Annotated in this window: 29 protein-coding genes and 2 tRNA genes; 16 read left to right on the forward strand and 15 right to left on the reverse strand. The window is 60.9% G+C overall.

Translation table 11 applies throughout. The annotated features are described in order from the left end of the window. The 4 genes from ACOCLD_RS01305 to ACOCLD_RS01320 are packed head-to-tail and all read right to left on the reverse strand — an operon-like array spanning position 1 to position 2,470. The gene (locus ACOCLD_RS01305; protein ID WP_233685455.1) at positions 1-318 is read right to left on the reverse strand and encodes a Type II secretory pathway component; all 318 of its coding nucleotides are present in this window, start codon (positions 316-318) and stop codon (positions 1-3) included. Continuing rightward, a complete protein-coding gene (gene gspM, locus ACOCLD_RS01310; RefSeq protein WP_422910561.1) occupies positions 311-991 on the reverse strand; it encodes a type II secretion system protein GspM in 681 nt (226 codons plus the stop codon). The genes ACOCLD_RS01305 and gspM overlap by 8 nt, the downstream gene beginning before the upstream one ends. Further along, positions 984-1,592, reverse strand: a complete 609-nt coding sequence (locus ACOCLD_RS01315) for a PilN domain-containing protein (protein ID WP_422910562.1) — start codon at positions 1,590-1,592, stop codon at positions 984-986. Before ACOCLD_RS01315 ends, gspM begins: the two co-directional genes overlap by 8 nt. Further along, the gene (locus ACOCLD_RS01320; protein ID WP_422910563.1) at positions 1,592-2,470 is read right to left on the reverse strand and encodes an MSHA biogenesis protein MshI; all 879 of its coding nucleotides are present in this window, start codon (positions 2,468-2,470) and stop codon (positions 1,592-1,594) included. The genes ACOCLD_RS01315 and ACOCLD_RS01320 overlap by 1 nt, the downstream gene beginning before the upstream one ends. A gap of 133 nt (positions 2,471-2,603) precedes the next feature. On the opposite strand from ACOCLD_RS01320, the gene trmL reads away from it, so the two are divergent. Next, complete coding sequence (gene trmL, locus ACOCLD_RS01325; protein WP_422910564.1) at positions 2,604-3,065, forward strand: tRNA (uridine(34)/cytosine(34)/5-carboxymethylaminomethyluridine(34)-2'-O)-methyltransferase TrmL; 462 nt, start codon at positions 2,604-2,606, stop codon at positions 3,063-3,065. Positions 3,066-3,135: 70 nt separating this feature from the next. Here the strand turns inward: trmL and secB are convergent, their stop codons facing one another. Genes secB through ACOCLD_RS01340 form a run of 3 tightly spaced genes read right to left on the reverse strand, consistent with a single transcriptional unit; the run spans position 3,136 to position 4,331 of the window. After that, positions 3,136-3,621: a protein-export chaperone SecB gene (gene secB, locus ACOCLD_RS01330; protein ID WP_257779050.1), complete on the reverse strand. Its 486-nt coding sequence runs from the start codon at positions 3,619-3,621 to the stop codon at positions 3,136-3,138. 40 nt (positions 3,622-3,661) lie between these two features. Then, positions 3,662-3,916: a glutaredoxin 3 gene (gene grxC / locus ACOCLD_RS01335; RefSeq protein WP_392541305.1), complete on the reverse strand. Its 255-nt coding sequence runs from the start codon at positions 3,914-3,916 to the stop codon at positions 3,662-3,664. A 1-nt stretch (position 3,917) separates the two neighbouring features. Further along, on the reverse strand, positions 3,918-4,331 hold the full coding sequence (locus ACOCLD_RS01340; protein ID WP_257779048.1) for a rhodanese-like domain-containing protein: 414 nt from the start codon (positions 4,329-4,331) through the stop codon (positions 3,918-3,920). A 147-nt stretch (positions 4,332-4,478) separates the two neighbouring features. Between ACOCLD_RS01340 and gpmI the strand changes: the two genes are divergently transcribed. The 3 genes from gpmI to ACOCLD_RS01355 all read left to right on the forward strand — a co-directional run bounded on the left by gpmI (position 4,479) and on the right by ACOCLD_RS01355 (position 8,795). Then, positions 4,479-6,014, forward strand: coding sequence for a 2,3-bisphosphoglycerate-independent phosphoglycerate mutase (gpmI, locus tag ACOCLD_RS01345; protein WP_422910565.1), 1,536 nt, complete (start codon positions 4,479-4,481; stop codon positions 6,012-6,014). Positions 6,015-6,212: 198 nt separating this feature from the next. After that, entirely contained in the window at positions 6,213-7,454 is a 1,242-nt protein-coding gene (locus ACOCLD_RS01350; RefSeq protein ID WP_422910566.1) for a murein hydrolase activator EnvC family protein, read from the forward strand. A gap of 39 nt (positions 7,455-7,493) precedes the next feature. After that, entirely contained in the window at positions 7,494-8,795 is a 1,302-nt protein-coding gene (locus tag ACOCLD_RS01355) for a S41 family peptidase (RefSeq protein ID WP_422910567.1), read from the forward strand. Positions 8,796-8,891: 96 nt separating this feature from the next. On the opposite strand, the gene ACOCLD_RS01360 is transcribed toward ACOCLD_RS01355, so the two are convergent. The 8 genes from ACOCLD_RS01360 to hisB form a co-directional block, all read right to left on the reverse strand. Further along, positions 8,892-9,647 carry a substrate-binding periplasmic protein gene (locus tag ACOCLD_RS01360; protein ID WP_257779044.1) on the reverse strand — a complete coding sequence of 252 codons (756 nt, stop codon included), beginning with the start codon at positions 9,645-9,647 and terminating at the stop codon, positions 8,892-8,894. Positions 9,648-9,801: 154 nt separating this feature from the next. After that, on the reverse strand, positions 9,802-10,557 hold the full coding sequence (locus tag ACOCLD_RS01365; RefSeq protein ID WP_422910568.1) for a substrate-binding periplasmic protein: 756 nt from the start codon (positions 10,555-10,557) through the stop codon (positions 9,802-9,804). 98 nt (positions 10,558-10,655) lie between these two features. Continuing rightward, positions 10,656-11,393: a substrate-binding periplasmic protein gene (locus ACOCLD_RS01370; RefSeq protein ID WP_422910569.1), complete on the reverse strand. Its 738-nt coding sequence runs from the start codon at positions 11,391-11,393 to the stop codon at positions 10,656-10,658. A gap of 364 nt (positions 11,394-11,757) precedes the next feature. Further along, positions 11,758-12,528: an imidazole glycerol phosphate synthase subunit HisF gene (hisF, locus tag ACOCLD_RS01375; protein ID WP_090254748.1), complete on the reverse strand. Its 771-nt coding sequence runs from the start codon at positions 12,526-12,528 to the stop codon at positions 11,758-11,760. A gap of 10 nt (positions 12,529-12,538) precedes the next feature. Continuing rightward, on the reverse strand, positions 12,539-13,276 hold the full coding sequence (gene hisA / locus ACOCLD_RS01380; protein WP_233685469.1) for a 1-(5-phosphoribosyl)-5-[(5-phosphoribosylamino)methylideneamino]imidazole-4-carboxamide isomerase: 738 nt from the start codon (positions 13,274-13,276) through the stop codon (positions 12,539-12,541). 36 nt (positions 13,277-13,312) lie between these two features. After that, positions 13,313-13,573 carry a DUF2164 domain-containing protein gene (locus ACOCLD_RS01385; protein ID WP_311090173.1) on the reverse strand — a complete coding sequence of 87 codons (261 nt, stop codon included), beginning with the start codon at positions 13,571-13,573 and terminating at the stop codon, positions 13,313-13,315. Beyond that, positions 13,574-14,212 (reverse strand): imidazole glycerol phosphate synthase subunit HisH, encoded by a 639-nt coding sequence (hisH, locus tag ACOCLD_RS01390; protein WP_233685471.1) that lies wholly within the window; start codon positions 14,210-14,212, stop codon positions 13,574-13,576. Continuing rightward, positions 14,213-14,806 (reverse strand): imidazoleglycerol-phosphate dehydratase HisB, encoded by a 594-nt coding sequence (hisB, locus tag ACOCLD_RS01395; protein WP_422911746.1) that lies wholly within the window; start codon positions 14,804-14,806, stop codon positions 14,213-14,215. Positions 14,807-15,184: 378 nt separating this feature from the next. Here hisB and ACOCLD_RS01400 point away from each other — a divergent pair, with 378 nt between their 5' ends. The 12 genes from ACOCLD_RS01400 to rfbA all read left to right on the forward strand — a co-directional run bounded on the left by ACOCLD_RS01400 (position 15,185) and on the right by rfbA (position 26,085). Beyond that, a complete protein-coding gene (locus ACOCLD_RS01400) occupies positions 15,185-17,419 on the forward strand; it encodes an AsmA family protein (protein WP_422910570.1) in 2,235 nt (744 codons plus the stop codon). Next, positions 17,416-18,489: an A/G-specific adenine glycosylase gene (gene mutY / locus ACOCLD_RS01405; protein WP_422910571.1), complete on the forward strand. Its 1,074-nt coding sequence runs from the start codon at positions 17,416-17,418 to the stop codon at positions 18,487-18,489. Before ACOCLD_RS01400 ends, mutY begins: the two co-directional genes overlap by 4 nt. Further along, positions 18,486-18,758, forward strand: a complete 273-nt coding sequence (locus ACOCLD_RS01410) for an oxidative damage protection protein (RefSeq protein WP_090244289.1) — start codon at positions 18,486-18,488, stop codon at positions 18,756-18,758. The genes mutY and ACOCLD_RS01410 overlap by 4 nt, the downstream gene beginning before the upstream one ends. 312 nt (positions 18,759-19,070) lie before the next feature. Beyond that, a tRNA-Phe gene (locus ACOCLD_RS01415) sits at positions 19,071-19,146 on the forward strand. Positions 19,147-19,413: 267 nt separating this feature from the next. Then, entirely contained in the window at positions 19,414-20,187 is a 774-nt protein-coding gene (locus ACOCLD_RS01420; RefSeq protein WP_257779037.1) for an ABC transporter ATP-binding protein, read from the forward strand. A 19-nt stretch (positions 20,188-20,206) separates the two neighbouring features. Next, a complete protein-coding gene (locus ACOCLD_RS01425; RefSeq protein ID WP_422910572.1) occupies positions 20,207-20,959 on the forward strand; it encodes an ABC transporter substrate-binding protein in 753 nt (250 codons plus the stop codon). A gap of 50 nt (positions 20,960-21,009) precedes the next feature. Then, entirely contained in the window at positions 21,010-21,705 is a 696-nt protein-coding gene (locus ACOCLD_RS01430) for an ABC transporter permease (protein ID WP_233685476.1), read from the forward strand. Continuing rightward, complete coding sequence (locus tag ACOCLD_RS01435; RefSeq protein WP_257779035.1) at positions 21,702-22,391, forward strand: ABC transporter permease; 690 nt, start codon at positions 21,702-21,704, stop codon at positions 22,389-22,391. The genes ACOCLD_RS01430 and ACOCLD_RS01435 overlap by 4 nt, the downstream gene beginning before the upstream one ends. Before the next feature lie 35 nt (positions 22,392-22,426). Continuing rightward, entirely contained in the window at positions 22,427-23,701 is a 1,275-nt protein-coding gene (locus tag ACOCLD_RS01440) for a methyltransferase (protein WP_422910573.1), read from the forward strand. 248 nt (positions 23,702-23,949) lie between these two features. Beyond that, positions 23,950-24,025 (forward strand) — tRNA-Thr (locus ACOCLD_RS01445). A 129-nt stretch (positions 24,026-24,154) separates the two neighbouring features. Next, a complete protein-coding gene (rfbB, locus tag ACOCLD_RS01450; protein WP_422910574.1) occupies positions 24,155-25,222 on the forward strand; it encodes a dTDP-glucose 4,6-dehydratase in 1,068 nt (355 codons plus the stop codon). After that, positions 25,219-26,085, forward strand: coding sequence for a glucose-1-phosphate thymidylyltransferase RfbA (rfbA, locus tag ACOCLD_RS01455; RefSeq protein WP_422910575.1), 867 nt, complete (start codon positions 25,219-25,221; stop codon positions 26,083-26,085). Before rfbB ends, rfbA begins: the two co-directional genes overlap by 4 nt.

The raw sequence follows: 26,085 nt of genomic DNA on the forward strand, positions 1-26,085 counted from the left end.
TCATCGGCTCGGTTGCATAACGGGTTCAGCCAGGCGCAGCAGCTGTTGCTGGCCCTGACGTTCGATCAATACGGATTGCGCATGGATGGCCAGCACCCGGGCATCGGCATAGCGCTCGCCGACCCGTAGGCTTTGCCCGGCAATGATTGCGCGGCTGCCCTGGGCACCGCGCACAATGGCCTGCAGCACCAGCGGGCGGTCGCCGCTGGCGGCAACGGCAGGCTGCAATTCGCGGGGCGGCTGGGTCGGATCGATGCCCGGATTGCCGGCCAGTGCCGCGCCACTGAGCAACAGGCTGAGAAACAGGACTCTAGACACCGACCCACCCCGCATGCCGACTCAAGGTATAGAGTTTCAGGCGGATGCTGGCCTTACCCGGCCCCGCCTCACCAACCTGATAATCCAGGCTGTCCCAGTTCAGCTGCCAGCCACTGGCCTTCACCGCCTGCAGGTAACTCAGCAGGTCGAAGTAGCCGCCCTCCAGCTGCAATTCCAGGCCATGGCGGTAGAGGGTCACAGCGGCTGGGGCGGGTTTCTCCTCGCTCGCCGTGGCGCCCGCAACCGGCTCGGCACTGGCCAGCTGCACCGGCTCGCTGAAGCTGCTCATGCCCAGTACCCGAAGTTGCGGCTGTTTGCGCAACAGCTCCTGCAACACCGTCTGCATTTTCTGCGGCGTCACCAGCTCATCGGTGTGCTGATCAATCTGCAGGATCAGCGCGTCGCGACTGGTCGCTGCCGCCAGCAACGCGTCGCGGTATTGTCGATTAGGATCAGCAGCGGCGCGCCGCTTGAGTTCCTCCCGCGCGCTCGCCGCTTCCAGCCGCTGCGCCTCAGCCAGTTGCCAGCTGCTCTGCTGCTTGGCCAGACGTACGCTGAGCGGGTCACCGATCAGCAGCACGTAAAGCACGAAGAGCAGGCCCAGACCCACGCCATAGGCCAGCCAGCGCTCGCGCGGGGCCATGCCCTGCCAGCGCTGCAACCACTTATTCATTGCCGGCCTCCTTATCTTTCAGCTGGGACGAGAGGTCGAAGTGCAGCAACTGATCATCACCGCGCTGCACGTCGAAACGGGCGAATTCACGGCCACTGAAGACCGCACTCTGCCCCAGACGCTGCAGATACTGCGGCAACAGCTCCTGATCCTGGCTGCGCCCTTGCAGGCGTATCTGCCGACCGCCTTCACGCAAGCTGATGCCGCTCAGCCACAGGCCACTTTGCGGGTGCTGCTCGGTCAGCGCCGTCAGCGGGGCGACAAAGCCCGCACTGCGCTGACTGCCGAGCAGTTGCAGGTAGGCAATCAGCCGCTGTAATTCACGGTTATCCCGTTCGCGGGCCGTCAGTTCTTCGGGCAAACGCTCATCCAGCTTCGGCTCGACAAAACTGCCACGCGCCGTCGCCAGCGCGGCCTCTTCCTCCTGCGCCTGTGCCTGCACCTGAGCCAGACGCTGCGCGCCCTGATGCAGCTGCCAGGCTTGCCAGCTCGCATGCGCCAGACACAGCAGCAGCACGACACCCAGGCCCAGCAGCATCTGTGCCCGCTGCGGCCCGCTTTGCTGTGTGCGTTCGACCTGGAACAGGTTGAGGTTCTGCATCAGCCGGCCTCCTGCCGCAGGGCTGCACCGACGGCACCCATGCAATAGGCCTGCTCCTGCTCGGACAGCTCGGCGCTGGCCTGCCCCGGAAACAGTTCACGCAGATCCAGCGCCTGCAGCTTGACCGCCAGGCCGCTGGACAGCGCCTGCAGGGCCGCCGCCCCATTGCGCTTCATCGGCAACAACAGCAGCCGGTTGATATAACCCTTGCCCAGCTGGCTCTCGTAATAATCGAGGGAGCGCTGGATCTCCAGGGTCATCGCCGAAAATTCCTGATCGGCCTGCTCCAGACCCTGTTCGATGCGCCGCGCCATATACAGGTCAGCGCCATGCTGCACGGCAATCAGCCCTTCGCTGGAACGCAGGCGCAGCAGCGCCAGGCTCATGCCTTCGCTGCCGGCCAACAGGCCCAGGTTGCGGAATGCCATTTCAGTGACGTCGATACTACCCAGACACAGCCCGGCCTCATCGCACATCGCGCTCCAGGCCAGCATCCGCGCCTTGTTCAGGACCGCGCAGTAAGCCATGCGCGAACGCCCACGGTAGGCATCCTCAGGCAGGTTGAAGGCATCGACGACAACGCTGTCGACCGGCTCACTGATCAGTTCCTTGACCCGCCAGCGCATCGCATCGCGCAACTCAGTGGCCGGTACATCGGGGCTGTCGAGCAGGAGCATCTGGTAAGTAGCGGGGTGCAACAGCAGATTGACCGGCATGCCGGTAAAGCCCAGTTCATGAACCAGGCGCTTGAGCAACGCCGGTTGTTCGGCACTGGCGGCCTCATGGAACTGGCACTCCAGCAGACGCGGAGGCTGACCCGGCTCACGCAGCACCCGCGCCAGGGCAATACCTTCAGGGCTGGTTTCGATACCCAGCAAACCATTGGCGGCTTTTATTTTTCTTTTCGCAAACCACGCCAACTGCACATTCCCCCACCCATTGCAGCGCAGGCAACACCTGCCTGCGACACACTGTAGAATAGCGCCCGAGTCCTAGCCCTGAGCCTGATCAATGTTCCATGTCGTGTTGTTTCAGCCGGAAATCCCCCCGAATACCGGCAACATCATTCGCTTGTGCGCAAACACCGGCTGTCATCTGCACCTGATCGAACCCCTGGGTTTCGAGCTGGATGACAAGCGCTTACGCCGCGCCGGACTGGACTATCACGAATATGCGACATTAAAACGCCATCAATCGTTGGCGGACTGTATAACACAAACCGGCTGCGACAGAATCCTGGCATTCACTACCAAGGCTAGCCACAACTACGCACAAATGCAGTTTCGCCGGGGTGACATGCTGCTCTTTGGCCCAGAAAGTCGCGGCCTGCCTCAGGAAATCCTAGACCAGATCGCCGATGCTCAACGCCTGCGCATGCCCATGCGCCCGGGCAATCGCAGCCTGAACCTGTCCAATGCCGTCGCCGTGGTGGTGTATGAAGCCTGGCGCCAGCTCGACTTCGCCATGGACTGAACACGCGCAAAACAACAGGTAATAAAAAAGCGCCCGCAGGCGCTTTTTTTAGTTTTCAGTGGCGTGCAACTCAGTGCGCCACTTCCGCCTGCGCGGCCTGCTGCATGCGCTGCAGCTCCTGCGCGTAGAGGGCATCGAAGTTCACCGGAGCGAGCATCAGGGCCGGGAACGAGCCACGCACCACCAGGCTGTCCAGGGTTTCGCGGGCATAGGGGAAGAGGATGTTCGGGCAGAACGCACCCAGGGTGTGACTCATGGACGCGGCATCCAGGCCCTTGATCAGGAAGATACCGGCCTGCTGCACTTCAGCGATAAAGGCGGTTTCTTCGCCGGTTTTCACGGTAACGGAGATCGTCAGCACCACTTCGTGGAAATCACCGTCCAAGGCTTTCTGGCGGGTGTTGAGGTCCATGGCAACGCTAGGAGCCCACTCCTGACGGAAAATTTCCGGGCTCTTCGGCGCTTCGAAGGACAGGTCACGTACATAGATACGCTGCAGGGAGAATTGCGGGTTCTGTTCGCCCTGAGCGGCGCCGTTGCTAGCTTGTTCTGTCATGGCAAAGCCTTCTTCTCGTTAGGTACTGAATAAACAGGGGTTAAGCCTTGAGCAACGCGTCGAGCTTACCGGCGCGCTCCAAGGCGTAGAGGTCATCGCAACCGCCGACGTGGCGGTCACCGATCCAGATCTGCGGCACCGAGGTGCGCCCCGCCTTGCGGGTCATTTCCGCACGGACATCCGGCTGGCCATCAACCTTGATCTCGTTGAAAGCCACACCTTTATGGGTCAGCAGTTGCTTGGCACGGATGCAGTAAGGGCACCAGTCACTGGAATAGATGACGACAGGTTGCATCTCACTTCACCAGCGGCAGGTTGTCGCCACGCCAGCTGGCAATCCCGCCGGACAGTTTGGCGGCGGTGAAACCAGCCTTTTTCAGGTCACGGCAGATGCCGCCGCTGTGCTGGCCCATGGCATCGACCACGATGATGGTCTTGGCCTTGTGCTTGTCCAGCTCAACCATGCGCGCGGCGAATTTTTCAAACGGGATATTCAGCGCGCCGACGATATGCCCAGCGGAAAAATCCTTCTGCCCGCGGATGTCCAGCACCACGCCCTGCTCACTGTTGACCAGTGCCGTCAGCTCGCGGGTGCTCAGGCTCTGCCCGCCCTTGCGCGTCTCGGTGAAGATCAGCAGCGCCAGCAGCGTCACGAACAACCCACTCAGTACATAGTGGGTAGTGGCAAATTCAATCAAGTTGGCAAGCATTGTGCGGTTCCGGGACGGTAAAATGCCGGCCAGTATACACAGCCACACAGGTCGGCCAAACCCCGCCCGGCGGTGACGTTTGCCGCACTTGGCCGTAAAATGCCCCTCCTTTGTTTCCCGCCCATCGACCCAGAGCGAGCCAGCTTTATGAGCGCCACGCCCAAACCCCTGGTACTGATCATCCTCGATGGCTTCGGCCACAGTGACAGCCCCGAGTCCAACGCCATCATGGCCGCCAACACGCCGGTCTATGACCACCTGCGCGCCACCCAGCCGCACGGTTTGATCTCGGGCTCAGGCATGGATGTCGGTTTGCCGGACGGGCAGATGGGCAACTCCGAGGTCGGCCACATGAACCTCGGCGCCGGCCGCGTGGTGTACCAGGACTTCACCCGGGTGACCAAAGCCATTCGCGATGGCGAGTTCTTCAGCAACCCAACCATCACATCGGCAGTAGATAACGCCGTCAGCGCCGGCAAAGCCGTGCACATCCTGGGCCTGCTCTCCGACGGTGGCGTGCACAGCCATCAGGACCATCTGGTGGCCATGGCAGAACTGGCCGCTCAGCGCGGCGCGGAAAAAATTTACCTGCACGCCTTCCTCGACGGCCGCGACACCCCACCCAAGAGCGCCCAGCCGTCCATCGAGCTACTCGACGCCACCTTCGCCAAACTCGGCAAGGGTCGTATCGCCAGCCTCAGCGGCCGTTACTTCGCCATGGACCGCGACAACCGCTGGGAACGTGTCGAACAGGCCTATGAACTGCTGGTCGACGGCTACGGTCAGTTCAGCGCAGCTAGCGCAGTGCAAGGCCTGGAAGCCGCCTATGCACGGGGTGAGAGCGACGAGTTCGTCAAGGCCACCACCATCGGCGAGCCGGTTCGCATGGAAGACGGCGACGCCGTAGTGTTTATGAACTTCCGCGCCGACCGCGCCCGCGAACTGACCCGCGCTTTTGTCGAGCCGGGCTTCAAGGAGTTCGAGCGCAAGCGCGTGCCGCAACTGGCCGGTTTCGTCATGCTCACCCAGTACGCCGCGAGCATCCCCACGCCCAGCGCCTACAAGCCGGAAGCCCTGACCAACGTGCTTGGCGAGTACCTGGCGAACAACGGCAAGACCCAGCTGCGCATCGCCGAAACCGAAAAATACGCCCACGTCACTTTCTTCTTCTCCGGTGGCCGTGAAGAGCCCTTTGCGGGCGAAGAACGCATCCTGATTCCGTCACCGAATGTCGCCACCTACGACCTGCAGCCGCAGATGAGCGCACCGGAAGTCACCGACAAGATCGTCGACGCCATCGAAAACCAGCGTTACGACTTGATCGTCGTCAACTACGCCAACGGCGACATGGTCGGCCATACCGGCGTGTTTTCCGCTGCTGTGGCGGCGGTGGAATGCCTGGACAGCTGCGTCGGCCGTATCGTTGCCGCGCTGGAAAAAGTTGGCGGCGAAGCGCTGATCACCGCCGACCACGGCAACGTCGAGCAGATGGCAGATGAAAGCACCGGCCAGGCGCACACCGCGCACACCTGCGAGCCGGTGCCGTTCATCTATGTTGGCAAGCGCCCGGCGACCATCCGTGCCGGCGGTGTGCTCGCCGACGTGGCCCCGACCCTGCTGACCCTGATGGGCCTGCCGGTGCCGGCGGAAATGACCGGCACCAGCATCGTCGAGCTCAACTGAGCAACTGTCCGCAGCCAGGCGCAAGGCCTGGCCTGCGGGCCGCTACATACACAACGTTAAAATGGCTCCCGGCCATTTTTTATAGCCACGCCATCCATGGCGGCCCCCTGCGGGCCGTCGCTGTGCGACGTTAAAAATGGCTCCCGGCCATTTTTTAGGCATACTAGGCAGGTTCTTAATTCAGGTGCTGCCCGCCCCATGTTTCGTGCCCTCGCCCTTGTTTTCCTGACCCTCCTGCTCACGCCTGCGATCGCCGACGAGAAGGCCGATGCGCAGAAGCAACTGGATGCCGCGCGCGCTGACGTCGCCGAGCTGAAACAACTGCTGGAAAAGCTGCAGCAGGAGAAATCCGGCGTGCAACAGGCGCTGAAAAAGACCGAAAGCGAAATGGGCCAGCTGGAGAAGCAGGTCAAAGGTTTGCAGCAGGACCTGAAAAAGAGCGAAGACGAGATCCAGCGGCTCGATGGTGAGAAAAAAAAACTCGAGGGCGCGCGCCTTGAACAACAACGCCTGATCGGCATCCAGGCCCGCGCTGCTTATCAGAGCGGCCGCCAGGAGTACGTCAAGCTGCTGCTCAACCAGCAGAACCCGGAAAAATTCTCGCGCACCCTGACCTACTACGACTACCTCAGCGAAGCGCGCATGGAGCAGCTGGCCACCTTCAACGAAACCCTGCGGCAACTGGCCAATGTCGAAATCGACATCGCCAACCAGCAGAACCAGCTGCTGGAGCAGAAAAGCGCCCTGGATGGCCGTCGCGAGCAACTCGCCAGTGTGCGCAAAGAGCGTCAGCTGGCATTGGCCAAGCTGAACAAGGAATTTTCCGCCCGCGACCAGAAGCTCAAGGCCCGCGAGCAGGAACAGGCCAACCTGGCCCGCGTGCTGAAAACCATCGAGGAAACCCTCGCCCGCCAGGCTCGCGAAGCTGAAGCGGCGCGCCAGCAAGCCCTGCTGGCCGAGCGCGAACAGCCGCGCAGCGGCACCAAAGCGAACAACAGCGGTCCATTGGTCAGTGCCGGCGCCAGCTTCGGCGGCCCATTCGCCAAAGCCCGCGGGCAATTGCCCTGGCCGGTCAACGGTCGTCTGGTGGCACGCTACGGCACCCCGCGTGGCGGTGACGCACGCACCAAATGGGATGGCGTGCTGATCGGCGCGGCTGCCGGTAGCCAGGTACATGCGGTACACGGTGGCCGCGTGGTGTTCGCCGACTGGTTGCGCGGCGCCGGGCTTCTGGTCATTCTCGACCATGGCAACGGCTACCTGAGCCTCTATGGGCATAACCAGAGCCTGCTCAAGGATGCCGGCGACGTGGTCAAGGCGGGCGAAGCGATTGCCACCGTTGGCACCAGCGGCGGCCAGGACACCCCTGCACTGTATTTTGCAATTCGCCAGCAGGGCCGCCCGATCGACCCCGCGCAATGGTGCCGCGCACAAGGATAAGTGCTGCTATTACCGATTCAGGACTGGAGTAAGTTCGACATGCCGCATCTGTTTCGCCTCACCGCTCTAGCACTGGCAATGTCCCTGCTGGGCAGCACGGTCGCCCTGGCCGCACCAGCTGAATTACCTGCCACGGCCAGCGACAGCGCGCCCCTGCCGCTGGATGACCTGCGCACCTTTGCCGAGGTGATGGATCGCATCAAATCCGCCTATGTCGAGCCGGTCAGCGACAAGACCCTGCTGGAAAACGCGATCAAGGGCATGCTCAGCAACCTCGATCCGCACTCAGCGTATCTGGAACCGGAAGCCTTTCGTGACCTGCAGGAAAGCACCAGCGGCGAGTTCGGCGGGTTAGGCCTTGAACTGGGCACCGAGGACGGTTTCCTCAAGGTGGTCTCGCCGATTGATGACACCCCGGCGTCTGCAGCGGGCATCCAGCCAGGCGACCTGATCGTCAAGATCGACGGTCAGCCCACTAAGGGCCTGTCGTTGATGGAAGCCGTGGAGAAGATGCGCGGCAAAGCTGGCAGCGACATCGAACTGACCCTGGTGCGCGAAGGCGGCAAGCCCTTCGACATCGAACTGACCCGCGCCGTGATCAAGGTCAAGAGCGTGAAGAGCCAGCTGCTGGATGATGGTTACGGCTATATCCGCATCACCCAGTTCCAGGTCAACAGCGGCGAGGAGGTGGGCAAGGCCCTGGCCAAGCTGCGCAAGGACAACGGCAAGAAGCTGCGCGGCATTGTGCTCGACCTGCGCAATAACCCAGGCGGCGTGCTGCAGGCAGCGGTGGAAGTGACTGACCACTTCCTCAAGAAAGGCCTGATCGTCTACACCGAGGGGCGTATCGCCAATTCCGAGCTGCGTTTCAATGCCGACCCGGCCGACGCCAGCGAAGGTGTACCGCTGGTGGTGCTGATCAACGGCGGCAGCGCCTCGGCGTCGGAAATTGTCGCAGGTGCTCTGCAAGACCATAAACGTGGCGTACTGATGGGCACCGACAGCTTCGGCAAAGGCTCGGTGCAAACCGTGCTGCCGCTGAATAACGACCGCGCGCTGAAACTCACCACCGCGCTGTATTTCACCCCCAACGGCCGCTCGATCCAGGCCCAAGGCATCGTTCCGGACATCGAAGTGGCGCGTGCCAAACTGACCCGCGAACAGGATGAAAGCGGTATCAAGGAAGCCGACCTGCAAGGTCACCTGGGCAATGGCAACGGCGGTGCCGACAAGCCAAGCAAGGGCAAAGTCACTGCGCCGGCACGCCCACAGGATGATGACTACCAACTGAGCCAGGCCCTCAACCTGCTCAAAGGCCTAAGCGTTACCCGCGGCGACTAGGGATGCGCCTGCAGGTGCAGGCATACCGGTAAAACTGCAGCAAGAAAAAGCCCGACCTTGATCACTCAAGGCCGGGCTTTTTAATAACGCCTGAAGCTACAGGTAGTTATTGGTCATCTCGTCGATAAAGCCTTCAGCGCGCAGTTCATCCAGCGCCTTCTGCAAACGCTGCACCACCTCATCCGGGGTGTCCTTGTTCAGCGCCAGGTACAACTCGGCCTCATTAAAACGCAGCGCGGTATTCAGACCACTGACACCCTCCTGCTTGGCCAGATAGCGCCCCACCGGATCAGTGGTAGCCCACAGGTCGATCTTGCCGCTGAGCAGCTTCTTGATGTTTTCCTGGTCGCGCAGGGCATTGGTTGGTGTCAGGCCCTGGCTTTCCAGATGCTGACTGACCGCGTCGTTCTTGTAGGCACCGATCTGATACTGCGCGGCGTCCTTGAGGTTGGCGACGCTCAGGTTATTACCCGGTGCAGCCAACAGCACCCAACCGGTTTTCGCCAACGGCCCCACCCACTTGAACAGCGGCTGGCGCTCGGGCGTGAACGTGGTGGAAAACAGACCGTAGTTTGGCTTGTCCAGGGTAAGGCGATACAGGCGATCCCAAGGGAAACGCAGAGTCAGGGTGTAGTTGATGCCGGCACGCTTGAACATCGCCCGCACGATCTCGGCACTGATGCCGTCGATACCGTCGTCACGGGCAAAGTTTTTGTCATCCACCGCCATGTTGAACGGCGGGAAGTTCTCCGTCAGCAACACCACTTTGTAATCGGCTGGCAGCTCTGCACGGGCTGCACAGGCACTCAGAACAAGCCCGAACAACAGGCCGGCTTTCAGGGTTTTCAACATAGGTCATTCCGCTCGCATGAATTGTGATTATGGCTAGCGGCATCCTTGCTCGGGCAGGTACCCGGCGACGTATGGTACGCGGCGTCAACCATCCATGGTCGCAAGCCGGCTTGTGGCCAGCTCGCTGGTCTTGCGTGTTACGACTGCCTGCGGTTTACAGGTAGTTGTTGAGGATGTCGTCGACAAAGCCTTCACTGCGCATCTTGTCCAGCTCGGCTTGCAGCTTCTGTACAACCTCATCCGGCACATCCTTGTTCAGCGCCAGGTACAACTCGGCGCTATCGAAACGCAGGATGGTCTTCAGCCCGGAGATACCTTCCTGTTTGGCCAGGTAACGACCTGCAGGGTCACCAGTGGCCCACAGGTCAATCTGCCCAGCCATTAGCTTTCTGGCATTTTCCGTGTCACGCAGCGCGGTGATCGGCTCCAGGCCTTTCTCCAGCAGATGCTCGGCAATCGCATCGCCCTTGTAGGCGCCGACCTTGTACTGTTTGGCTTCGTCCAGGCTGTTCAGGGTAATGCTGCTGTCGGCCTTGCCGAGCAGCACCCAGTCGTCCGGACCGATCGGGCCAACCCATTTGAACAGCGCCTCACGCTCGGGCAGGCGCGCAGTGACGAACACCCCGTAACCCGGCTTTTCCAGCGCCAGCTTGTAGATGCGGTCCCAGGGGAAGCGCAGGGTCATGTTGTATTGGATGCCGGCGCGCTTGAACATCTCGCGGATGATGTCCACGGCAATACCGTCAATGTTGTCTTCCTGGGCAAAGTTCTTGCCGTTGATCGCCATGTTGTACGGCGGGAAGTTCTCGGTCAGCAGCACCACGCGGTAATTCGGGTCAACTTCGGCCCGGGCACTGCCCGCGAGCACCATAAGAGTGCCGGCAAGGGCGACTAGCAATTGTTTAAGCATGATGTCTCACATCAATAGTTGGGCTGAGCATGCAAGCATACTCAGCACTGCAGACTTAGCCCAGCCTGGGGTGGCCGCTGGCATGGGCCACGCTGTGCTTACAGGTAACCGTTCTTGATCGTGCCAAGCTCACCTTGAGCGCGCATATCATCAAGGGCTTTTTGCAACTTCTGCACCAGCTCGTCCGGGGTTTCCCTGTTTAGCGCCAGATAGAGATCGGCACTGTTGAAACGGTGCACCACCTTCAGTGCTCCCAGGCTCGACTGCTTGGCCATATAACGCCCGCCCACATCATCAGTGGCCCACAGGTCGATCAACCCCTTTTCCAGCTTGTTGAGGTTTTCCTTGTCCTGCAGGCTGGTTTGCACCGTCACGCCGCGGTCGATCAGGAACTGCGAAATCGCATCATTGCGGTAACCACCGATCTTGTAGGCACCCGCCTGATCCAGGCTATCGAGGGTAATCGTGCTATCGGCCTTGGCCAGCAGCACCCAATCGCTGACTGCAATCGGCCCTACCCACTTGAACAGCGCCTCACGCTCCGGCGTACGGATGGTGGAGAACAGGCCATAGCCTTTGCTATCGAGGGTCTGCTTATACAGGCGGTCCCAGGGAAAACGCAGAATCAGCTGACACTCCTGCTGCGCCTTACTGCACAGCGCACGCACCGTGTCACTGCTGATGCCCTGCACATCAGCATCTTTGGCAAAATTGCCACCACTGGCCGCCATGCTGAACGGCGGCAGGTTTTCAGTAAGCAGAACCAGAGGCTCCGCACGCACCAGGCTGACGGCCGACAACAGCCATAGCGCAATGAATAGCCGGATAGCGGACATAAGAACTCCGTGTATGGGCAAGACCACTAAAGGAATGAGAAACGGCCGAAAGGCATGCCGACAGCATCGACCCCAGGCGCGGACAGACTGATTTTAGCGGGCGGATCGACATTTTGCTGTCGACTCGCCCGCAGCAGTGGCCAGCAAGGCTGCCGGCCAGCGAGGTTTAAGAGCTTGTTTCGGATGCCGCGAGCTAGAGCGAGACAAGGCAAAAACAGCCGAGGAAGCGCAGTTTACGGCTGTAAATGAGCATTACTCGTTGCACTCGCCCTTCGGGTCGCGCTAAAGCGCGTTAGCCGCAAGCGGCTTGCCGGGGCTGTTTTTAACGCAGGATCGCCGACGCGCAGCAAATCCGAAACAGGCTCTAACGGACGACGATGCCGCGAGCGGCCATATAGGCCTTGGCTTCCGGCACGGTGTATTCACCGAAGTGGAAGATGCTCGCCGCCAGTACGGCAGCCGCTTTGCCTTCGATAATGCCGTCGGCCAGGTGTTGCAGGTTGCCGACGCCGCCGGAGGCGATCACCGGGATGCCGACCATTTCACTGATGGCGCGGGTCACGCCGAGGTCGTAGCCGCTCTTCACGCCGTCCTGATCCATGCTGGTCAGGAGGATTTCACCGGCACCGAGGTCTTCCATCTTCTTGGCCCAGAGCACTGCGTCCAGGCCGGTGGGCTTGCGTCCGCCGTGGGTGAAGATTTCCCAACGCGGGGCTTCACCCGGCTTGGAGACTTTCTTCGCATCAATGGCGACGACGATGCACTGCGAGCCGAAGCGTGAAGCAGCCTCGCCGACAAACTCCGGGGTAAACACTGCGGCAGTGTTGATCGACACCTTGTCCGCACCGGCATTCAGCAGGTTGCGGATGTCCTGCACGGTACGCACGCCGCCGCCGACGGTCAGCGGGATAAACACCTGGCTGGCCATGCGTTCGACGGTATGCAGCGTGGTGTCGCGGCCGTCGACGCTGGCAGTGATGTCGAGAAAGGTAATCTCGTCAGCACCCTGTTCGTCGTAACGACGGGCAATTTCCACCGGGTCGCCGGCGTCGCGGATGTTCTCGAACTGCACGCCCTTGACCACGCGGCCGTTGTCCACGTCGAGGCAGGGGATAATGCGTTTAGCCAGCGCCATAAGTTTGTCCTCAGCCCTTGTAGGAATCGCAGAAGGCCTGGGCCTCAGCAACATCCAGGGTGCCTTCGTAGATGGCCCGGCCGGTAATCGCGCCGATGATGCCGGGCGAACGCGCCAGCAGCAGCTTCTCGATATCACCCAGGTTATGGATACCGCCGGAAGCGATCACCGGAATGCGGCTGGCCGCCGCCAGGGCAGCGGTGGCTTCAACGTTGCAGCCTTGCATCATGCCGTCTTTGGCGATGTCGGTATAAACGATGGCCGACACACCATCAGCCTCGAAACGCTTGGCCAGGTCGGTGGCCTGCACGGTTGAGACTTCCGCCCAGCCGTCGGTGGCGACGAAGCCATCTTTGGCGTCCAGGCCGACAATGACCTTACCGGGGAAGGCTTTGCAGGCATCGGTGACGAACTGCGGATCTTTTACCGCCTTGGTGCCGATGATCACGTAGCTGACGCCGGCACGCACGTAGTGTTCGATGGTTTCCAGGGTACGGATGCCGCCGCCGATCTGGATCGGCAGAGTCGGGTAACGCTTGGCGATGGCCGTGACCACTTCGCCGTTGACCGGCTGACCTTCGAAGGCGCCATTGAGGTCAACCAGGTGCAGACGACGGCAGCCGCCCTCGACCCATTTGGCAGCCATACTCACCGGGTCATCGGAAAACACCGTGGAGTCTTCCATGCGGCCCTGGCGCAGACGCACGCAGGCGCCGTCCTTCAGATCGATAGCGGGGATAATCAGCATCGGTTGAACCTGCTCAAGTCGTGTGAATTCGGTGGGTCAGCTCTTTTCGAGCGCCCAGAGGTCGCTTTCGATGCTCTCGAACCGTTCTTTCAGGTGAGTCTGCACATCGAAAATCGCCCGGTTGTAGTAGTGCGGCGCAATCTCGCGGGCAAACAGTTCGAGCACCTCAGCGGCCTCGAAACTGCCCAGTTCCAGCTCAAAGCGCTCGGCCATAAAACGCTTGAGCACCAGACAGGCTTCACGCTCCTGCTCGGCACTCAAGGTCATGATCGGCGGTTTCGCCTTGCCCCGGCTCATTTACCAGCGGCCATCCCAGGCGACGAAGTTCTGCAGCAATTGCAGGCCGTGGGTGTGGCTCTTTTCCGGGTGGAACTGCACGGCAAAGCGCGAACCTTCGGCCAGCGCCGCGGCGAAATCCTTGCCGTAATGGCCGCGACCGACCACCTGCTTGGGGTTACCGGCCTCGATGTAATAGCTGTGCACAAAGTAAAAGCGCGCCAGGTCCGGAATGTTGTGCCATAGCGGATGCTTGACCGACTGCGCCACCTCGTTCCAGCCCATGTGCGGCACCTTCAGCGGCTCGCCGTCTTCAACCATGTCCTTGCCGAAGAAACGCACCTGACCAGGGAACAGGCCGATGCAGTCGACGCCATCGTTCTCTTCGCTACGCTCCAGCAGCGCCTGCATACCCACGCAGATGCCGAGAAACGGCCGGTCGGCACTGACCTCCCGCACCAGGCTGTCGAAGCCCAGGCGCTTGATCTCGGCCATGCAGTCGCGGATCGCGCCGACGCCGGGAAACACCACCCGATCGGCTTCGCGAATCACCTGGGCATCGCTGGTCACCAGCACCTTGCCGGCGCCCACGTGCTCCAAGGCCTTGGCCACCGAATGCAGGTTGCCCATGCCATAGTCGATTACTGCAACCGTCTGCATTTACAGGCAGCCCTTGGTCGACGGCATTTGCCCGGCCATGCGCTCATCCAGCGTCACGGCCATGCGCAGCGCGCGGCCGAAAGCCTTGAACACCGTTTCGATCTGGTGGTGGGTGTTGGTGCCACGCAGGTTGTCGATATGCAGCGACACCAGAGCATGGTTGACGAAGCCCTGGAAGAACTCCTGGAACAGGTCCACATCGAAACCGCCCACCACGGCGCGGGTGAACGGCACGTGCATCTGCAGGCCCGGACGACCGGAGAAGTCGATCACCACGCGCGACAATGCTTCATCCAGCGGCACATAGGAATGGCCGTAACGGGTCATGCCCTTCTTGTCGCCGACGGCCTGGGTAAAGGCCTGGCCAAGAGTGATGCCGACGTCTTCCACGGTGTGGTGGTCGTCGATATGCAGGTCGCCCTTGCACTGGATATCCAGGTCGATCAGGCCGTGACGGGCAATCTGATCGAGCATGTGCTCAAGGAACGGCACGCCAATATCAAACTTGGCCTTGCCAGTCCCATCCAGGTTGATCGAGACCTTGATCTGGGTCTCCAGGGTATTGCGCTCGACGGATGCCGTACGTTCGGCCATCACCAGCTCCAGAAATTGCCCACGGAAAAAGGCCAGCATTATAGGCGGGCATCCGCCTGGGCGGCTACCGGCGGCGATCAGAGGCACGCACTATCGGTTAGCGGCCAACCGATGCAAACACTTGCAGCGCCTGGGGAAACTCGCCTGTCGCAGGGAACCGGCCGCCGACTTGCCGATCCAAAGGCCCAGACCAAACCGTCAGGCGCCGCCCTCATAACAGCCCCAGCAAGGGCCTATCGCGCCCACTGCCTGCAAAAGCCGCTTGCAAAATCACCCGGCAAACGGGACTGTCTGCGGCCCAGGTAAAAGCGCCGGCGCTATACTCGCCGGCTCAGATGGCTGCTCTTCACCCTCTTGCTTCGAAACAAGGATTCGCACATGAAAGCGCTCGGCAAAATCCTCGGCCTTTTTTTTCTCGGCCTCTTGCTGATCATCGTGGCACTGGGCTTTGCACTCACCCACCTGTTCGATCCCAACGACTATAAAGACGAAATCCGCCAGTTAGCCCGTGACAAGGCCAACCTGGAGCTGACTCTTAAAGGCGATATCGGCTGGAGCCTGTTCCCCTGGCTCGGTCTGGAGCTGACCGACGCCAGCCTGGCCAGCCTCAGCACACCGGACAAACCCTTCGCCGATCTGCGCCTGCTCGGCCTGTCGGTGCGCGTGCTACCGCTGCTGCGCAAAGAAGTGCAAATGAGCGATATCCGCATCGACGGCCTCAACCTCAACTTGCAGCGCGATGAAAAGGGCCACAGCAACTGGGAAAATGTCGGCAAACCGGCCAATACCAGCGCCGCGCCCAGCGCAAAACCACCTGCCGCTAACGACAGCGAACCGAGCCAAAACAGCAACGATGCAACCGCCAGCAGCGACCAACCGCTAAAACTGGATATCGACAGCCTGATCGTCAACAGTGCACGCATCGACTACCACGACGCGCAGAAAGGCCAGCAATTCAGTGCCGAAAGCATCCAGCTGACCACCGGCGCAATCCGCGAAGGCGCGGGCGTCCCGATCAAACTCAGCGCCTTCTTCGGTCTCAACAAACCGGTGCTGCGCGCCCGCAGCGAGCTGCAGGGCGAGCTGCGCTTCGACCGCGTACTGAAACGCTACCAACTGGAAGACGCCAAGTTCTCCGGCGAAGTCTCCGGCGAACCCTTCGACGGCCAGACCCTGACCTATTCGGCACAGGGCCAGCTGCTGGTCGACCTGGCCGCCCAGGTCGCCGAATGGAACAGCCTGAAACTCTCCGGCAACCAGCTGCGCGCCCTTGGCGAGTTGAAAGTGCGCGACCTCGACAAACAGCCAAAACTCAGCGGCGGCCTGTCCATCGCACCGCTCAATCTGCGTGAGTTCCTCGCCACCATTGGCCAGAAGCTGCCACCAATGGCCGACGACAAGACCCTCAGCCAGTTCGAACTGGTCACCCGCCTCAGCGGTACTGACAACAGCCTGACGTTCGAAGACCTCAAGCTGACCCTGGACGACAGCCACTTCAGCGGCCAGCTGGCGGTGGCCGATTTCGCCAAGCAAGCCCTGCGCGTACAACTCAAGGGCGACCAACTGAACCTCGACCGTTACCTGCCCGCGCCCGCCAAAGATGCCAAGGACGCTGGCGCCGCCCGCAAAGCCGAGGTCAAAGCCAGCGTCGCCAGCGCCGGGCACAGTGGCAGCACACCATTACCCGACGCACCGACCCAGCAAGCCTGGAGCAGCAGCGAAGTGCTGCCCATCGAGACACTGCGCAAGCTCGATATGCAACTCAATCTCAGCCTGGATCAGCTCACTGCGCAGCAGCAGGTGATCAACAACTTCAGCACCAAGGCGCAGAGCAAGGGCGGCCTGCTGACCTTGCAGGATGTGCGCGGCAATATCGGCACCGGCAGCTTCGACGCCCAAGCCAGCATCGATGTGCGCCCAGCCATCCCACTGCTTAGCGTACGCAAGAACGTCAACGGCATACCGGTCGAACCCTTCCTGAAAAAGCCCGACCAGCCCTCGCCGGTCAAAGGCCTGCTGGACCTCAAGGCCAACCTGAGCACCAGCGGCAACAGCCAGCGCGCCTGGGTTGAAGGGCTGACGGGCGATGCCAGCTTTATGCTGAATGACGGCGTACTGGTTGATGCCAACCTGGAACAGCAGCTGTGCCGTGGTATCGCCACGCTCAACCGTAAATCCCTGAGCAGCGACCCGCGCGGCAAGGACACGCCCTTCGAAACCCTGCAAGGCAGCCTGACCCTGCGCAATGGTGTAGCCCACAACCCCGACCTCAAGGCCCGCATTCCTGGCCTGGCGGTCAGCGGCAATGGCGATCTGGACCTGCGCATCCTCGGCCTGGATTACCGCGTCGGCATCACCATTGAGGGTGACCAGCGCGAAATGCCCGACCCGGCCTGCCAGGTCAACGAGCGCTATGTCGGCATCGAATGGCCGGTGCGCTGCCGTGGCCCGCTGGAGATGGGTGGCAAAGCCTGCCGCCTGGATCAGGACGGCCTGGGCAAAGTCGCCGCCAAACTGGCCGGCAACAAACTCAATGAGAAGATCGAAGAAAAACTCGGAGACAAAGTCAGCCCCGAGCTGAAAGACGCACTCAAGGGCCTGTTCAACCGATGAGCCCCGAGCAGTTTTCCGACGCAGTACTGCACTGGTACGACAGCCACGGACGCAAGGACCTGCCCTGGCAACAGGGCATCACGCCATACCGCGTGTGGGTCTCGGAGATCATGCTGCAGCAGACCCAGGTCAGTACCGTGCTCGGCTATTTCGACCGGTTTATGGCAGCCTTGCCGACGGTCAATGACCTGGCCGCTGCACCGGAAGATGAAGTACTGCACCTGTGGACGGGCCTCGGTTACTACACCCGCGCACGCAACCTGCAGAAAACCGCGCAGATTGTTGTGCGCGAACATGCCGGCGAGTTCCCCCGTGATGTCGACCAGCTCACCGAACTTCCCGGTATCGGCCGCTCCACCGCCGGCGCCATCGCCAGCCTGAGCATGGGCCTGCGTGCGCCGATCCTCGACGGCAACGTCAAACGCGTACTGGCGCGCTACGTGGCCCAGGAAGGCTATCCCGGCGAGCCGAAGGTGGCGAAACAACTGTGGGATGTGGCCGAGCGTTTTACCCCACACGCCCGGGTCAACCACTACACCCAGGCGATGATGGACCTGGGCGCCACCCTGTGTACCCGCAGCAAACCCAGCTGCCTGCTCTGCCCGCTGCAGAGCGGCTGTCAGGCGCACCTGCTCGGCCTGGAAATCCGCTACCCAATCCCCAAACCGCGCAAGGCGCTGCCGCAAAAACGCACGCTGATGCCGATCTTCACCAACCGTAATGGCGAGGTGCTGCTCTACCGTCGCCCATCCAACGGTCTTTGGGGCGGCTTGTGGAGTCTGCCTGAGTTAGATGAGCCCACGGCCATCACCGCACTGGCCAGCCAACACGGTTTGCAACTCGGCGCACAACGCGAGCTGAGCGGCCTGACTCACACCTTCAGCCACTTCCAGCTGGCCATCGAGCCCTGGCTGGTGCAGGTCGACGCTGCGCCAGCCGCCGTGGCCGAGGCCGACTGGCTCTGGTATAACCTCGCCACCCCGCCGCGCCTGGGCCTTGCCGCCCCCGTGAAGAAACTACTGAAGCGCGCGGCCGATGCACTCGCAGCAAATACTGGAGAAACGCCATGACCCGCACCGTACAGTGCCGCAAACACAAGCAAGAACTCCCCGGCCTGGAACGCCCACCGTATCCGGGCGCCAAAGGTGAGGACATCTTCAACAACGTCTCCAAGCAAGCCTGGGACGAATGGCAGAAGCACCAGACCCTGCTGATCAACGAACGCCGCCTGAACATGATGAACGCCGAAGACCGCAAATTCCTCCAGACCGAGATGGACAAATTCCTCTCCGGTGAGGAATACGCCCAGGCTGAAGGTTACGTGCCACCAAGCGAATAACCCTGCATAAGCGTGGGAGGCGCTGGGCGGCATTCCGCTTTAGCGGCGAAATGCCCTAGCAACGGTCACGGCTAAAGCCCCTCCCACGCCCACCACCCTACACGGCTAACCCGTAGCCCGGATAAAGCGCGGCACGCGCTGCAATCCGGGGCGCCGCCCTCCCGGATTGCGCCAAAGCTTATCCGGGCTACCCAACCACCTGTACACCCGCCCCAAAACCCTCGCCCGAACCTAAGCGCCCGAAATATTTAAATATTTTTCAAACTCGCGCTTGACACCCCCCCTTCAAATCCGTCTAATAGCGCCCCGTTGGCCCAGGTAGCTCAGTCGGTAGAGCAGGGGATTGAAAATCCCCGTGTCGGCGGTTCGATTCCGTCCCTGGGCACCATGAATACCGAAAAACCCCAAGCGAAGTTAAATTCCTTGGGGTTTTTTAATGCCTGAAATTCTGCGTACAGCGACTTATAAGCCCGGTAACCGCCGCAGAAATTGTGCACGCGCGACAGCCAACTGCAGCCAGGCGACACCTGCACCCCCAGCAACCAGGCACGCCCGGTAAACGGCTTGGCGGTCAGCGAAACGCTATGCTAGCTTGACGCCTCGCCAGGAAGGCCACGCAACGCCTGAGCGCACCCGAAGAATAAGAGGACAGTCCATGGCCGAGGCCACGCCCGCGCTGGAAATACGCGACCTGCATAAACGCTACGGCGACCTTGAGGTGCTCAAGGGCATCTCCCTCACCGCTCGCGACGGCGATGTGATTTCCATCCTCGGTTCTTCCGGCTCCGGCAAATCGACCTTTCTGCGCTGCATCAACCTGCTGGAAAACCCGCACAAGGGGCAGATCATCGTCGCCGGCGAAGAACTCAAGCTGAAGCCTGCGAAGAATGGCGACCTGATCGCCGCCGACAATCGCCAGATCAATCGCTTGCGCAGCGAGATCGGCTTTGTCTTTCAGAATTTCAATCTATGGCCGCACATGAGCGTGCTCGACAACATCATCGAGGCGCCCCGCCGTGTGCTCGGCAAGAGCAAGGCCGAAGCCATCGAGATGGCCGAAGCGCTGCTGGCCAAGGTCGGCATTGCCGACAAGCGCCACGTGTTCCCCAATCAGCTTTCTGGCGGTCAGCAGCAGCGCGCAGCGATTGCCCGCACCCTGGCCATGCAGCCGAAAGTCATCCTGTTCGATGAGCCGACCTCGGCCCTCGACCCGGAGATGGTACAAGAAGTGCTTAATGTGATCCGCGCACTCGCCGAAGAAGGCCGCACCATGCTGCTGGTCACCCACGAGATGAACTTTGCTCGCCAGGTGTCCAGCGAGGTGGTGTTCCTGCACCAGGGCCTGGTCGAAGAACAGGGCTCCCCGGAGCAGGTGTTCGACAACCCGAACTCGGCGCGCTGCAAACAATTTATGTCCAGCAATCACTGAAAACACGGAGCAACTACGCATGCAGAACTATAAGAAGATCCTGCTGGCCGCGGCCGCCACCCTGGCCTTCGGCACCAGCGCCGTCGCTGCTGACAAACTGAAACTGGGCACCGAGGGTGCTTACCCACCCTTCAACCTGATCGACGCCAGCGGCCAGGTCGGTGGTTTCGACGTGGAGATTGGCCAAGCCCTGTGCGCCAAGATGAAGGTCGAGTGCGAAGTGGTCACCTCTGACTGGGACGGCATCATCCCGGCGCTGAACGCGAAGAAATTCGACTTCCTGATCGCCTCCATGTCGATCACCGAAGAGCGCCAGGCCGCCGTGGATTTCACCAACCCCTACTACACCAACAAACTGCAGTTCATCGCGCCAAAAGGCGGCGATTTCAAAACTGACAAAGCCAGCCTGAAAGGCAAAGTGATCGGCGCGCAGCGTGCGACCATCGCCGGCACCTGGCTGGAAGACAACCTCAATGGTGTGGTTGATATCAAGCTGTACGATACCCAGGAAAACGCCTACCTCGACCTGTCCTCGGGCCGCCTGGATGGCGTGCTGGCGGATACCTTCGTTAACTGGGAATGGCTGAAGAGCGACGCTGGCAAGAGCTTCGAGTTCAAGGGCGACCCGGTCTTCGACAACGACAAGATCGGCATTGCCGTGCGCAAGGGCGACGCCCTGCGTGACAAGCTGAACGCCGCTCTGGCCGAGATCGTGGCTGACGGCACCTACAAGAAGATCAACGACAAGTACTTCCCGTTCAGCATCTACTAAGCTGCCGGCACTGCGTCGCCCGCCTGGGCGGCGCAGGCTTCTGAGCCCCTATGAATTTCGATCTCTACGGATTCGGCCCGGCCCTGGCTGCTGGCACCCTGATGACCATCAAGCTGGCGCTTAGCGCGCTGTGCCTGGGTCTGGTGCTCGGCTTGCTCGGCGCCCTCGCCAAGACTTCCCCGTACAAGCCGCTGCAATGGCTTGGCGGCACCTATTCGACCATCGTGCGCGGCATCCCCGAACTGCTCTGGGTGTTGCTGATCTATTTCGGCACCGTGCAGCTGATGCGCAACCTGGCCGACCTGCTGGGCGTAGAAAGCCTTGAGCTGAACGCCTTTGCCGCCGGCACCATTGCTCTCGGCATCTGCTTTGGCGCCTACGCCACCGAGGTGTTTCGTGGGGCCATCCTGGCCATTCCGAAAGGCCACCGCGAAGCCGGCCAGGCCTTGGGCATGTCCAAACCGCGAATCTTCTGGCGGCTGATCCTGCCGCAGATGTGGCGCATCGCCCTGCCCGGCCTGGGCAACCTGTTTATGATCCTGATGAAGGACACCGCACTGGTCTCGGTGATCGGCCTGGAAGAGATTATGCGCCGCTCGCAAATCGCCGTAACCGCCAGCAAGGAACCCTTCACCTTCTACCTGGTGGCGGCCTTTATCTACCTGGGCCTGACCATCCTCGCGATGATTGGCATGCACTTCCTTGAAAAACGCGCCAGCCGTGGCTTTATCAGGAGCGCCTCATGAACTGGGAAGTGATCATCAAGTGGCTGCCACGCCTGTCAGAAGGCGCCCTGCTGACCCTGGAACTGGTGGCCATCGCAGTTATCGCCGGACTGATCCTGGCGCTGCCAATGGGCATCGCCCGCGCGTCCAAGCATTGGTATGTACGCGCACTGCCTTACGGCTACATCTTCTTCTTTCGTGGCACGCCGCTGTTGGTTCAGTTGTTTCTGGTCTATTACGGCCTGGCGCAGTTCGATGCGGTACGCCAGGGCCCACTCTGGCCCTACCTGCGCGACCCTTACTGGTGCGCCGTTCTGACCATGACCCTGCACACGGCGGCCTATATTGCCGAAATTCTGCGTGGCGCGATCCAGGCCGTGCCACCGGGCGAGATCGAAGCAGCCCGCGCACTGGGCATGTCACGCGCCCAGGCGATGTTCTACATCATCCTGCCGCGCGCCGCACGCATTGGCTTGCCGGCCTACAGCAATGAAGTGATTCTGATGCTTAAGGCCAGCGCCCTGGCCAGCACCGTGACCCTGCTGGAGCTGACGGGCATGGCTCGCACGATCATCGCTCGCACCTACCTGCCGGTGGAAATCTTCTTTGCAGCGGGGATGTTCTACCTGCTGATCGCCTTCCTGCTGGTGCGCGGCTTCAAACTGCTGGAACGCTGGCTACGCGTCGACGCCTGCCAGGGCCGCTGATTGCCTGAGGGCTCACGCCCTCAGGCACTGCCATCATGCCAACCACTACTCCCGCCCAAATTTTGCAAGACGCTACCTTGCTGCAGCGCTTTCAGGCGCTCGACCGCTTTCTTATCGAACACCAGGCGCTGTGGCGACCACGGCCCTTTGTGCATTACCCGGCACTGCCCTGGGAAACCGAGCATCCACAACTGGCCGCCTGGCTCCGAGCACAAAGCCTGGAGCATGCCGAAGCCGCGCATAACCGGCCGTACCTGCTGCAAGCACCTGCGCCCTTCCCGCAACTGGCCGCCCAGGCTCACGAGCTAAACCAGCTCGGTGAACTGCCACAGTCACCTGCGCAGGCATTACCCGCGCGCTTTAGCAGCGATGTACCGGGGCGCAAGTGGCAGCAGATCGACGCGTTCGCCCGCAGCCTGAGCTTTATCCAAAAACCGCAACACTGGCTGGACTGGTGCGCCGGCAAGGGCCACCTCGGGCGGATGCTTGCACATGGCGGCGGCAAGCTGACCTGCCTGGAATACAACCCACAGTTGGTCAGCAGCGGCCAGCAGCTCAGCCATAAACTCGGCATCGCCGCCCAGCATATTGAGCAGGATGTGCTGGCCGACGACGCCATGATGCAACTGCAGGCGCAACACACCCCCGTGGCCCTGCATGCCTGCGGCGAGCTGCATACACGCCTGCTGCAACTGGCCAGCCAAGCCGGCTGCCAGCAACTCGCCGTAGCGCCCTGCTGCTACAACCGCATCAGCACTGCGAGTTATCAACCACTGTCGGCAAGCGCCCAGGCCTCGATGCTACAACTGTCCATCGACGACCTCGGCCTGCCCCTGAGTGAAACCGTCACCGCCGGCGCGCGGGTACGCCGCCAGCGTGATCAATCCATGGCCCGCCGTCTGGCCTTCGATTTGCTGCAGCGCCAGCTACGCGGCGTCGATGAATACTTACCGACGCCCTCCCTGCCGCCCGCCTGGCTGGACAAGCCCTTTGCCGATTACTGCCAAGACTTAGCTGCACTCAAGCAGCTGCCCACACCACTGGCGCAGGATTGGCAGCAGCTTGAACGCAGTGGCTGGCAGCGCCTGGCCGAGGTGCGCAACCTTGAACTACTGCGTGGATTATTCCGCCGACCACTGGAACTCTGGCTACTGCTCGACCGCGCCCTGTTTCTGCACGAGCAAGGCTACACCGTGCGCCTAGGCACCTTCTGCACAACCGAACAGAGCCCGCGCAACCTGCTGTTACTGGCCGAACGCCAGCATCAGTTGCCCACAGATGCTGTGGATAACTCTGTTGACAGATTCTGAGCAAATCGCGCAAACGCCCGACAATACACACCAGCAAACCGCTGACTATTTTTTGATCTAAAAATATTTCCTTAAAAAACATATCCTTAGCGAATACAGCGAACCAGCGCACAAAGTTTGCGCACGCCCGTACCAGATGCCCTGCTTATGTGCATAACGATTTAGCTACTGATAACAATGCCTGCACAGAACTACGCTCATACGGCTTTACTCGGCCAGATGAATGGATATAATGGCGACCCTCAAAGGCCGGTATAGCTCAGCTGGTAGAGCAACTGACTTGTAATCAGTAGGTCCCGGGTTCGATTCCTGGTGCCGGCACCATATAAAGAAAGCCCGCAGCGATGCGGGTTTTTTTTGCCGAAAAAATACTGCAGCTTGCTCCACATGGCGGGGCTTGTAACACTGTCCGCACCGTTCAACGACCACCTGAGCAACGGAAGGTATAGGCCTGTGCGTATCCTTATTACCGGCGGAGCCGGCTTTATCGGTTCGGCACTGATTCGCCATCTGCTGAATCACACCGAGCATCAGGTGCTCAACCTCGACAAGCTGACCTATGCCGGCAATCTTGAGTCGTTGGCCAGCGTTGCCGCTAACCCACGCTATCGCTTTGTGCAGGCGGATATTGCCGACAGCACGGCCGTCAGCAAGGCACTGGCTGAATTTCAGCCAGATGCGATCATGCACCTGGCGGCCGAGTCGCATGTCGACCGCTCCATCGACGGCCCGGCGGCGTTTATCCAGACCAATATCGTCGGCACCTATGCGCTGCTCGAAGCCACACGCAGTTACTGGATGCAACTGGAACCGGTGCGCAAGACAGCGTTTCGCTTTCACCATATTTCCACTGACGAGGTGTATGGCGACCTGCATGGCGTGGATGATCTGTTCACCGAGAACACGCCCTACGCACCCAGCTCGCCTTACTCGGCGAGCAAGGCCGCGTCCGATCATCTGGTGCGCGCCTGGCAGCGCACCTATGGCTTGCCGGTACTGCTGACCAACTGCTCGAACAATTACGGCCCTTACCACTTCCCGGAAAAACTCATCCCGCTGGTGATCCTCAATGCCTTGGATGGCAAACCACTCCCGGTTTACGGCAATGGCCAGCAGGTACGCGACTGGCTGTATGTGGAAGACCATGCCCGCGCGCTGTTAAAGGTCGTGAGCGAAGGCAAGGTCGGCGAGACCTACAATATTGGCGGGCATAACGAACAGAAGAACCTGCATGTTGTGGAAAGCATCTGTGCGCTACTGGACGAACTGGCCCCGCGACAGAACGGCTCATATAAAGAGCAGATCAGCTTTGTCAGCGACCGCCCAGGGCATGACCTGCGCTACGCCATCGATGCCAGCAAGATCGAACGCGAGCTGGGCTGGAAACCCGAGGAAACCTTCGCCAGCGGCCTGCGCAAGACCGTGCACTGGTACCTGAACAACCTCGACTGGTGCCGCCGCGTGCAGGATGGCAGCTACCAACGCGAACGCCTCGGCACACTGCAAGGAGCAGCACAATGAAAGGCATCATTCTCGCCGGTGGCTCCGGCAGCCGCCTGCACCCGATTACCCTGGGCGTGTCCAAGCAACTGCTGCCGATCTATGACAAGCCGATGATCTATTACCCGATCTCGGTGCTGATGCTAGCCGGAATTCGCGAAATCCTGATTATTTCCACCCCGCAGGATCTGCCAAATTTTCGCAAGATGCTTGGCGATGGCAGCCAGTTCGGCGTGCACTTTGAATACTGCGAGCAGCCCTCGCCAAATGGTCTGGCCCAGGCCTTTATTCTCGGTGAAGCGTTTATCGGTACGGATTCGGTGTGCCTGATCCTTGGCGACAATATCTTCCATGGCCAGTATTTCACCGGAAAACTCCTGCGCGCCGCCGCCGAACCTTCAGGAGCGACGGTGTTCGGCTATTGGGTCAGTGATCCGCAACGTTTTGGTGTGGTTGAATTCGATGCTCAGGGCAAGGCCATCTCCATTGAAGAAAAGCCGACCGTGCCGAAATCCAGTTACGCGGTGACCGGTCTGTACTTCTATGACAACGACGTGGTCAGGATCGCCAAGGCGGTCACACCCTCGGCACGCGGCGAGCTGGAAATCACCGACGTCAACAACGCGTATCTGCAGCGTGGCGATCTTAGGGTCGAGCGCTTCGGCCGCGGCTTTGCCTGGCTCGACACCGGCACCCACGACAGCCTGCTGGACGCCTCGCAATACGTGCAAACCATTGAACAGCGCCAGGGCCTGAAAATCGCCTGCCTGGAAGAAATCGCCTTTCAGCAGGGCTGGATCGATCGCCAGCAACTGCTGACTCAGGCCACTATTTTCGGAAAGACTGGCTACGGCCAGTACCTGTTCAAACTGGCCGAGGAGTAA

The sequence above is a fragment of the Pseudomonas cimarronensis genome (assembly GCF_049331905.1).
In the GTDB taxonomy this organism is placed as follows: domain Bacteria; phylum Pseudomonadota; class Gammaproteobacteria; order Pseudomonadales; family Pseudomonadaceae; genus Aquipseudomonas.

Bases quoted from the DNA above. Each gene is read 5' to 3' on its own strand.
- ACOCLD_RS01355 (WP_422910567.1), top strand. From the start codon at position 7,494: ATGCCGCATCTGTTTCGCCTCACCGCTCTAGCACTGGCAATGTCCCTG.
- ACOCLD_RS01340 (WP_257779048.1), bottom strand. From the start codon at position 4,331: ATGCTTGCCAACTTGATTGAATTTGCCACTACCCACTATGTACTGAGT.
- hisH (WP_233685471.1), bottom strand. From the start codon at position 14,212: ATGCAGACGGTTGCAGTAATCGACTATGGCATGGGCAACCTGCATTCG.
- hisA (WP_233685469.1), bottom strand. From the start codon at position 13,276: ATGCTGATTATCCCCGCTATCGATCTGAAGGACGGCGCCTGCGTGCGT.
- ACOCLD_RS01430 (WP_233685476.1), top strand. From the start codon at position 21,010: ATGAATTTCGATCTCTACGGATTCGGCCCGGCCCTGGCTGCTGGCACC.
- ACOCLD_RS01350 (WP_422910566.1), top strand. From the start codon at position 6,213: ATGTTTCGTGCCCTCGCCCTTGTTTTCCTGACCCTCCTGCTCACGCCT.
- ACOCLD_RS01400 (WP_422910570.1), top strand. From the start codon at position 15,185: ATGAAAGCGCTCGGCAAAATCCTCGGCCTTTTTTTTCTCGGCCTCTTG.
- hisB (WP_422911746.1), bottom strand. From the start codon at position 14,806: ATGGCCGAACGTACGGCATCCGTCGAGCGCAATACCCTGGAGACCCAG.
- ACOCLD_RS01365 (WP_422910568.1), bottom strand. From the start codon at position 10,557: ATGCTTAAACAATTGCTAGTCGCCCTTGCCGGCACTCTTATGGTGCTC.
- trmL (WP_422910564.1), top strand. From the start codon at position 2,604: ATGTTCCATGTCGTGTTGTTTCAGCCGGAAATCCCCCCGAATACCGGC.
- ACOCLD_RS01315 (WP_422910562.1), bottom strand. From the start codon at position 1,592: ATGCAGAACCTCAACCTGTTCCAGGTCGAACGCACACAGCAAAGCGGG.
- ACOCLD_RS01360 (WP_257779044.1), bottom strand. From the start codon at position 9,647: ATGTTGAAAACCCTGAAAGCCGGCCTGTTGTTCGGGCTTGTTCTGAGT.
- grxC (WP_392541305.1), bottom strand. From the start codon at position 3,916: ATGCAACCTGTCGTCATCTATTCCAGTGACTGGTGCCCTTACTGCATC.
- ACOCLD_RS01425 (WP_422910572.1), top strand. From the start codon at position 20,207: ATGCAGAACTATAAGAAGATCCTGCTGGCCGCGGCCGCCACCCTGGCC.
- gspM (WP_422910561.1), bottom strand. From the start codon at position 991: ATGAATAAGTGGTTGCAGCGCTGGCAGGGCATGGCCCCGCGCGAGCGC.
- rfbA (WP_422910575.1), top strand. From the start codon at position 25,219: ATGAAAGGCATCATTCTCGCCGGTGGCTCCGGCAGCCGCCTGCACCCG.
- secB (WP_257779050.1), bottom strand. From the start codon at position 3,621: ATGACAGAACAAGCTAGCAACGGCGCCGCTCAGGGCGAACAGAACCCG.
- ACOCLD_RS01435 (WP_257779035.1), top strand. From the start codon at position 21,702: ATGAACTGGGAAGTGATCATCAAGTGGCTGCCACGCCTGTCAGAAGGC.
- mutY (WP_422910571.1), top strand. From the start codon at position 17,416: ATGAGCCCCGAGCAGTTTTCCGACGCAGTACTGCACTGGTACGACAGC.
- ACOCLD_RS01410 (WP_090244289.1), top strand. From the start codon at position 18,486: ATGACCCGCACCGTACAGTGCCGCAAACACAAGCAAGAACTCCCCGGC.
- gpmI (WP_422910565.1), top strand. From the start codon at position 4,479: ATGAGCGCCACGCCCAAACCCCTGGTACTGATCATCCTCGATGGCTTC.
- ACOCLD_RS01370 (WP_422910569.1), bottom strand. From the start codon at position 11,393: ATGTCCGCTATCCGGCTATTCATTGCGCTATGGCTGTTGTCGGCCGTC.
- ACOCLD_RS01385 (WP_311090173.1), bottom strand. From the start codon at position 13,573: ATGAGCCGGGGCAAGGCGAAACCGCCGATCATGACCTTGAGTGCCGAG.
- ACOCLD_RS01440 (WP_422910573.1), top strand. From the start codon at position 22,427: ATGCCAACCACTACTCCCGCCCAAATTTTGCAAGACGCTACCTTGCTG.
- ACOCLD_RS01420 (WP_257779037.1), top strand. From the start codon at position 19,414: ATGGCCGAGGCCACGCCCGCGCTGGAAATACGCGACCTGCATAAACGC.
- hisF (WP_090254748.1), bottom strand. From the start codon at position 12,528: ATGGCGCTGGCTAAACGCATTATCCCCTGCCTCGACGTGGACAACGGC.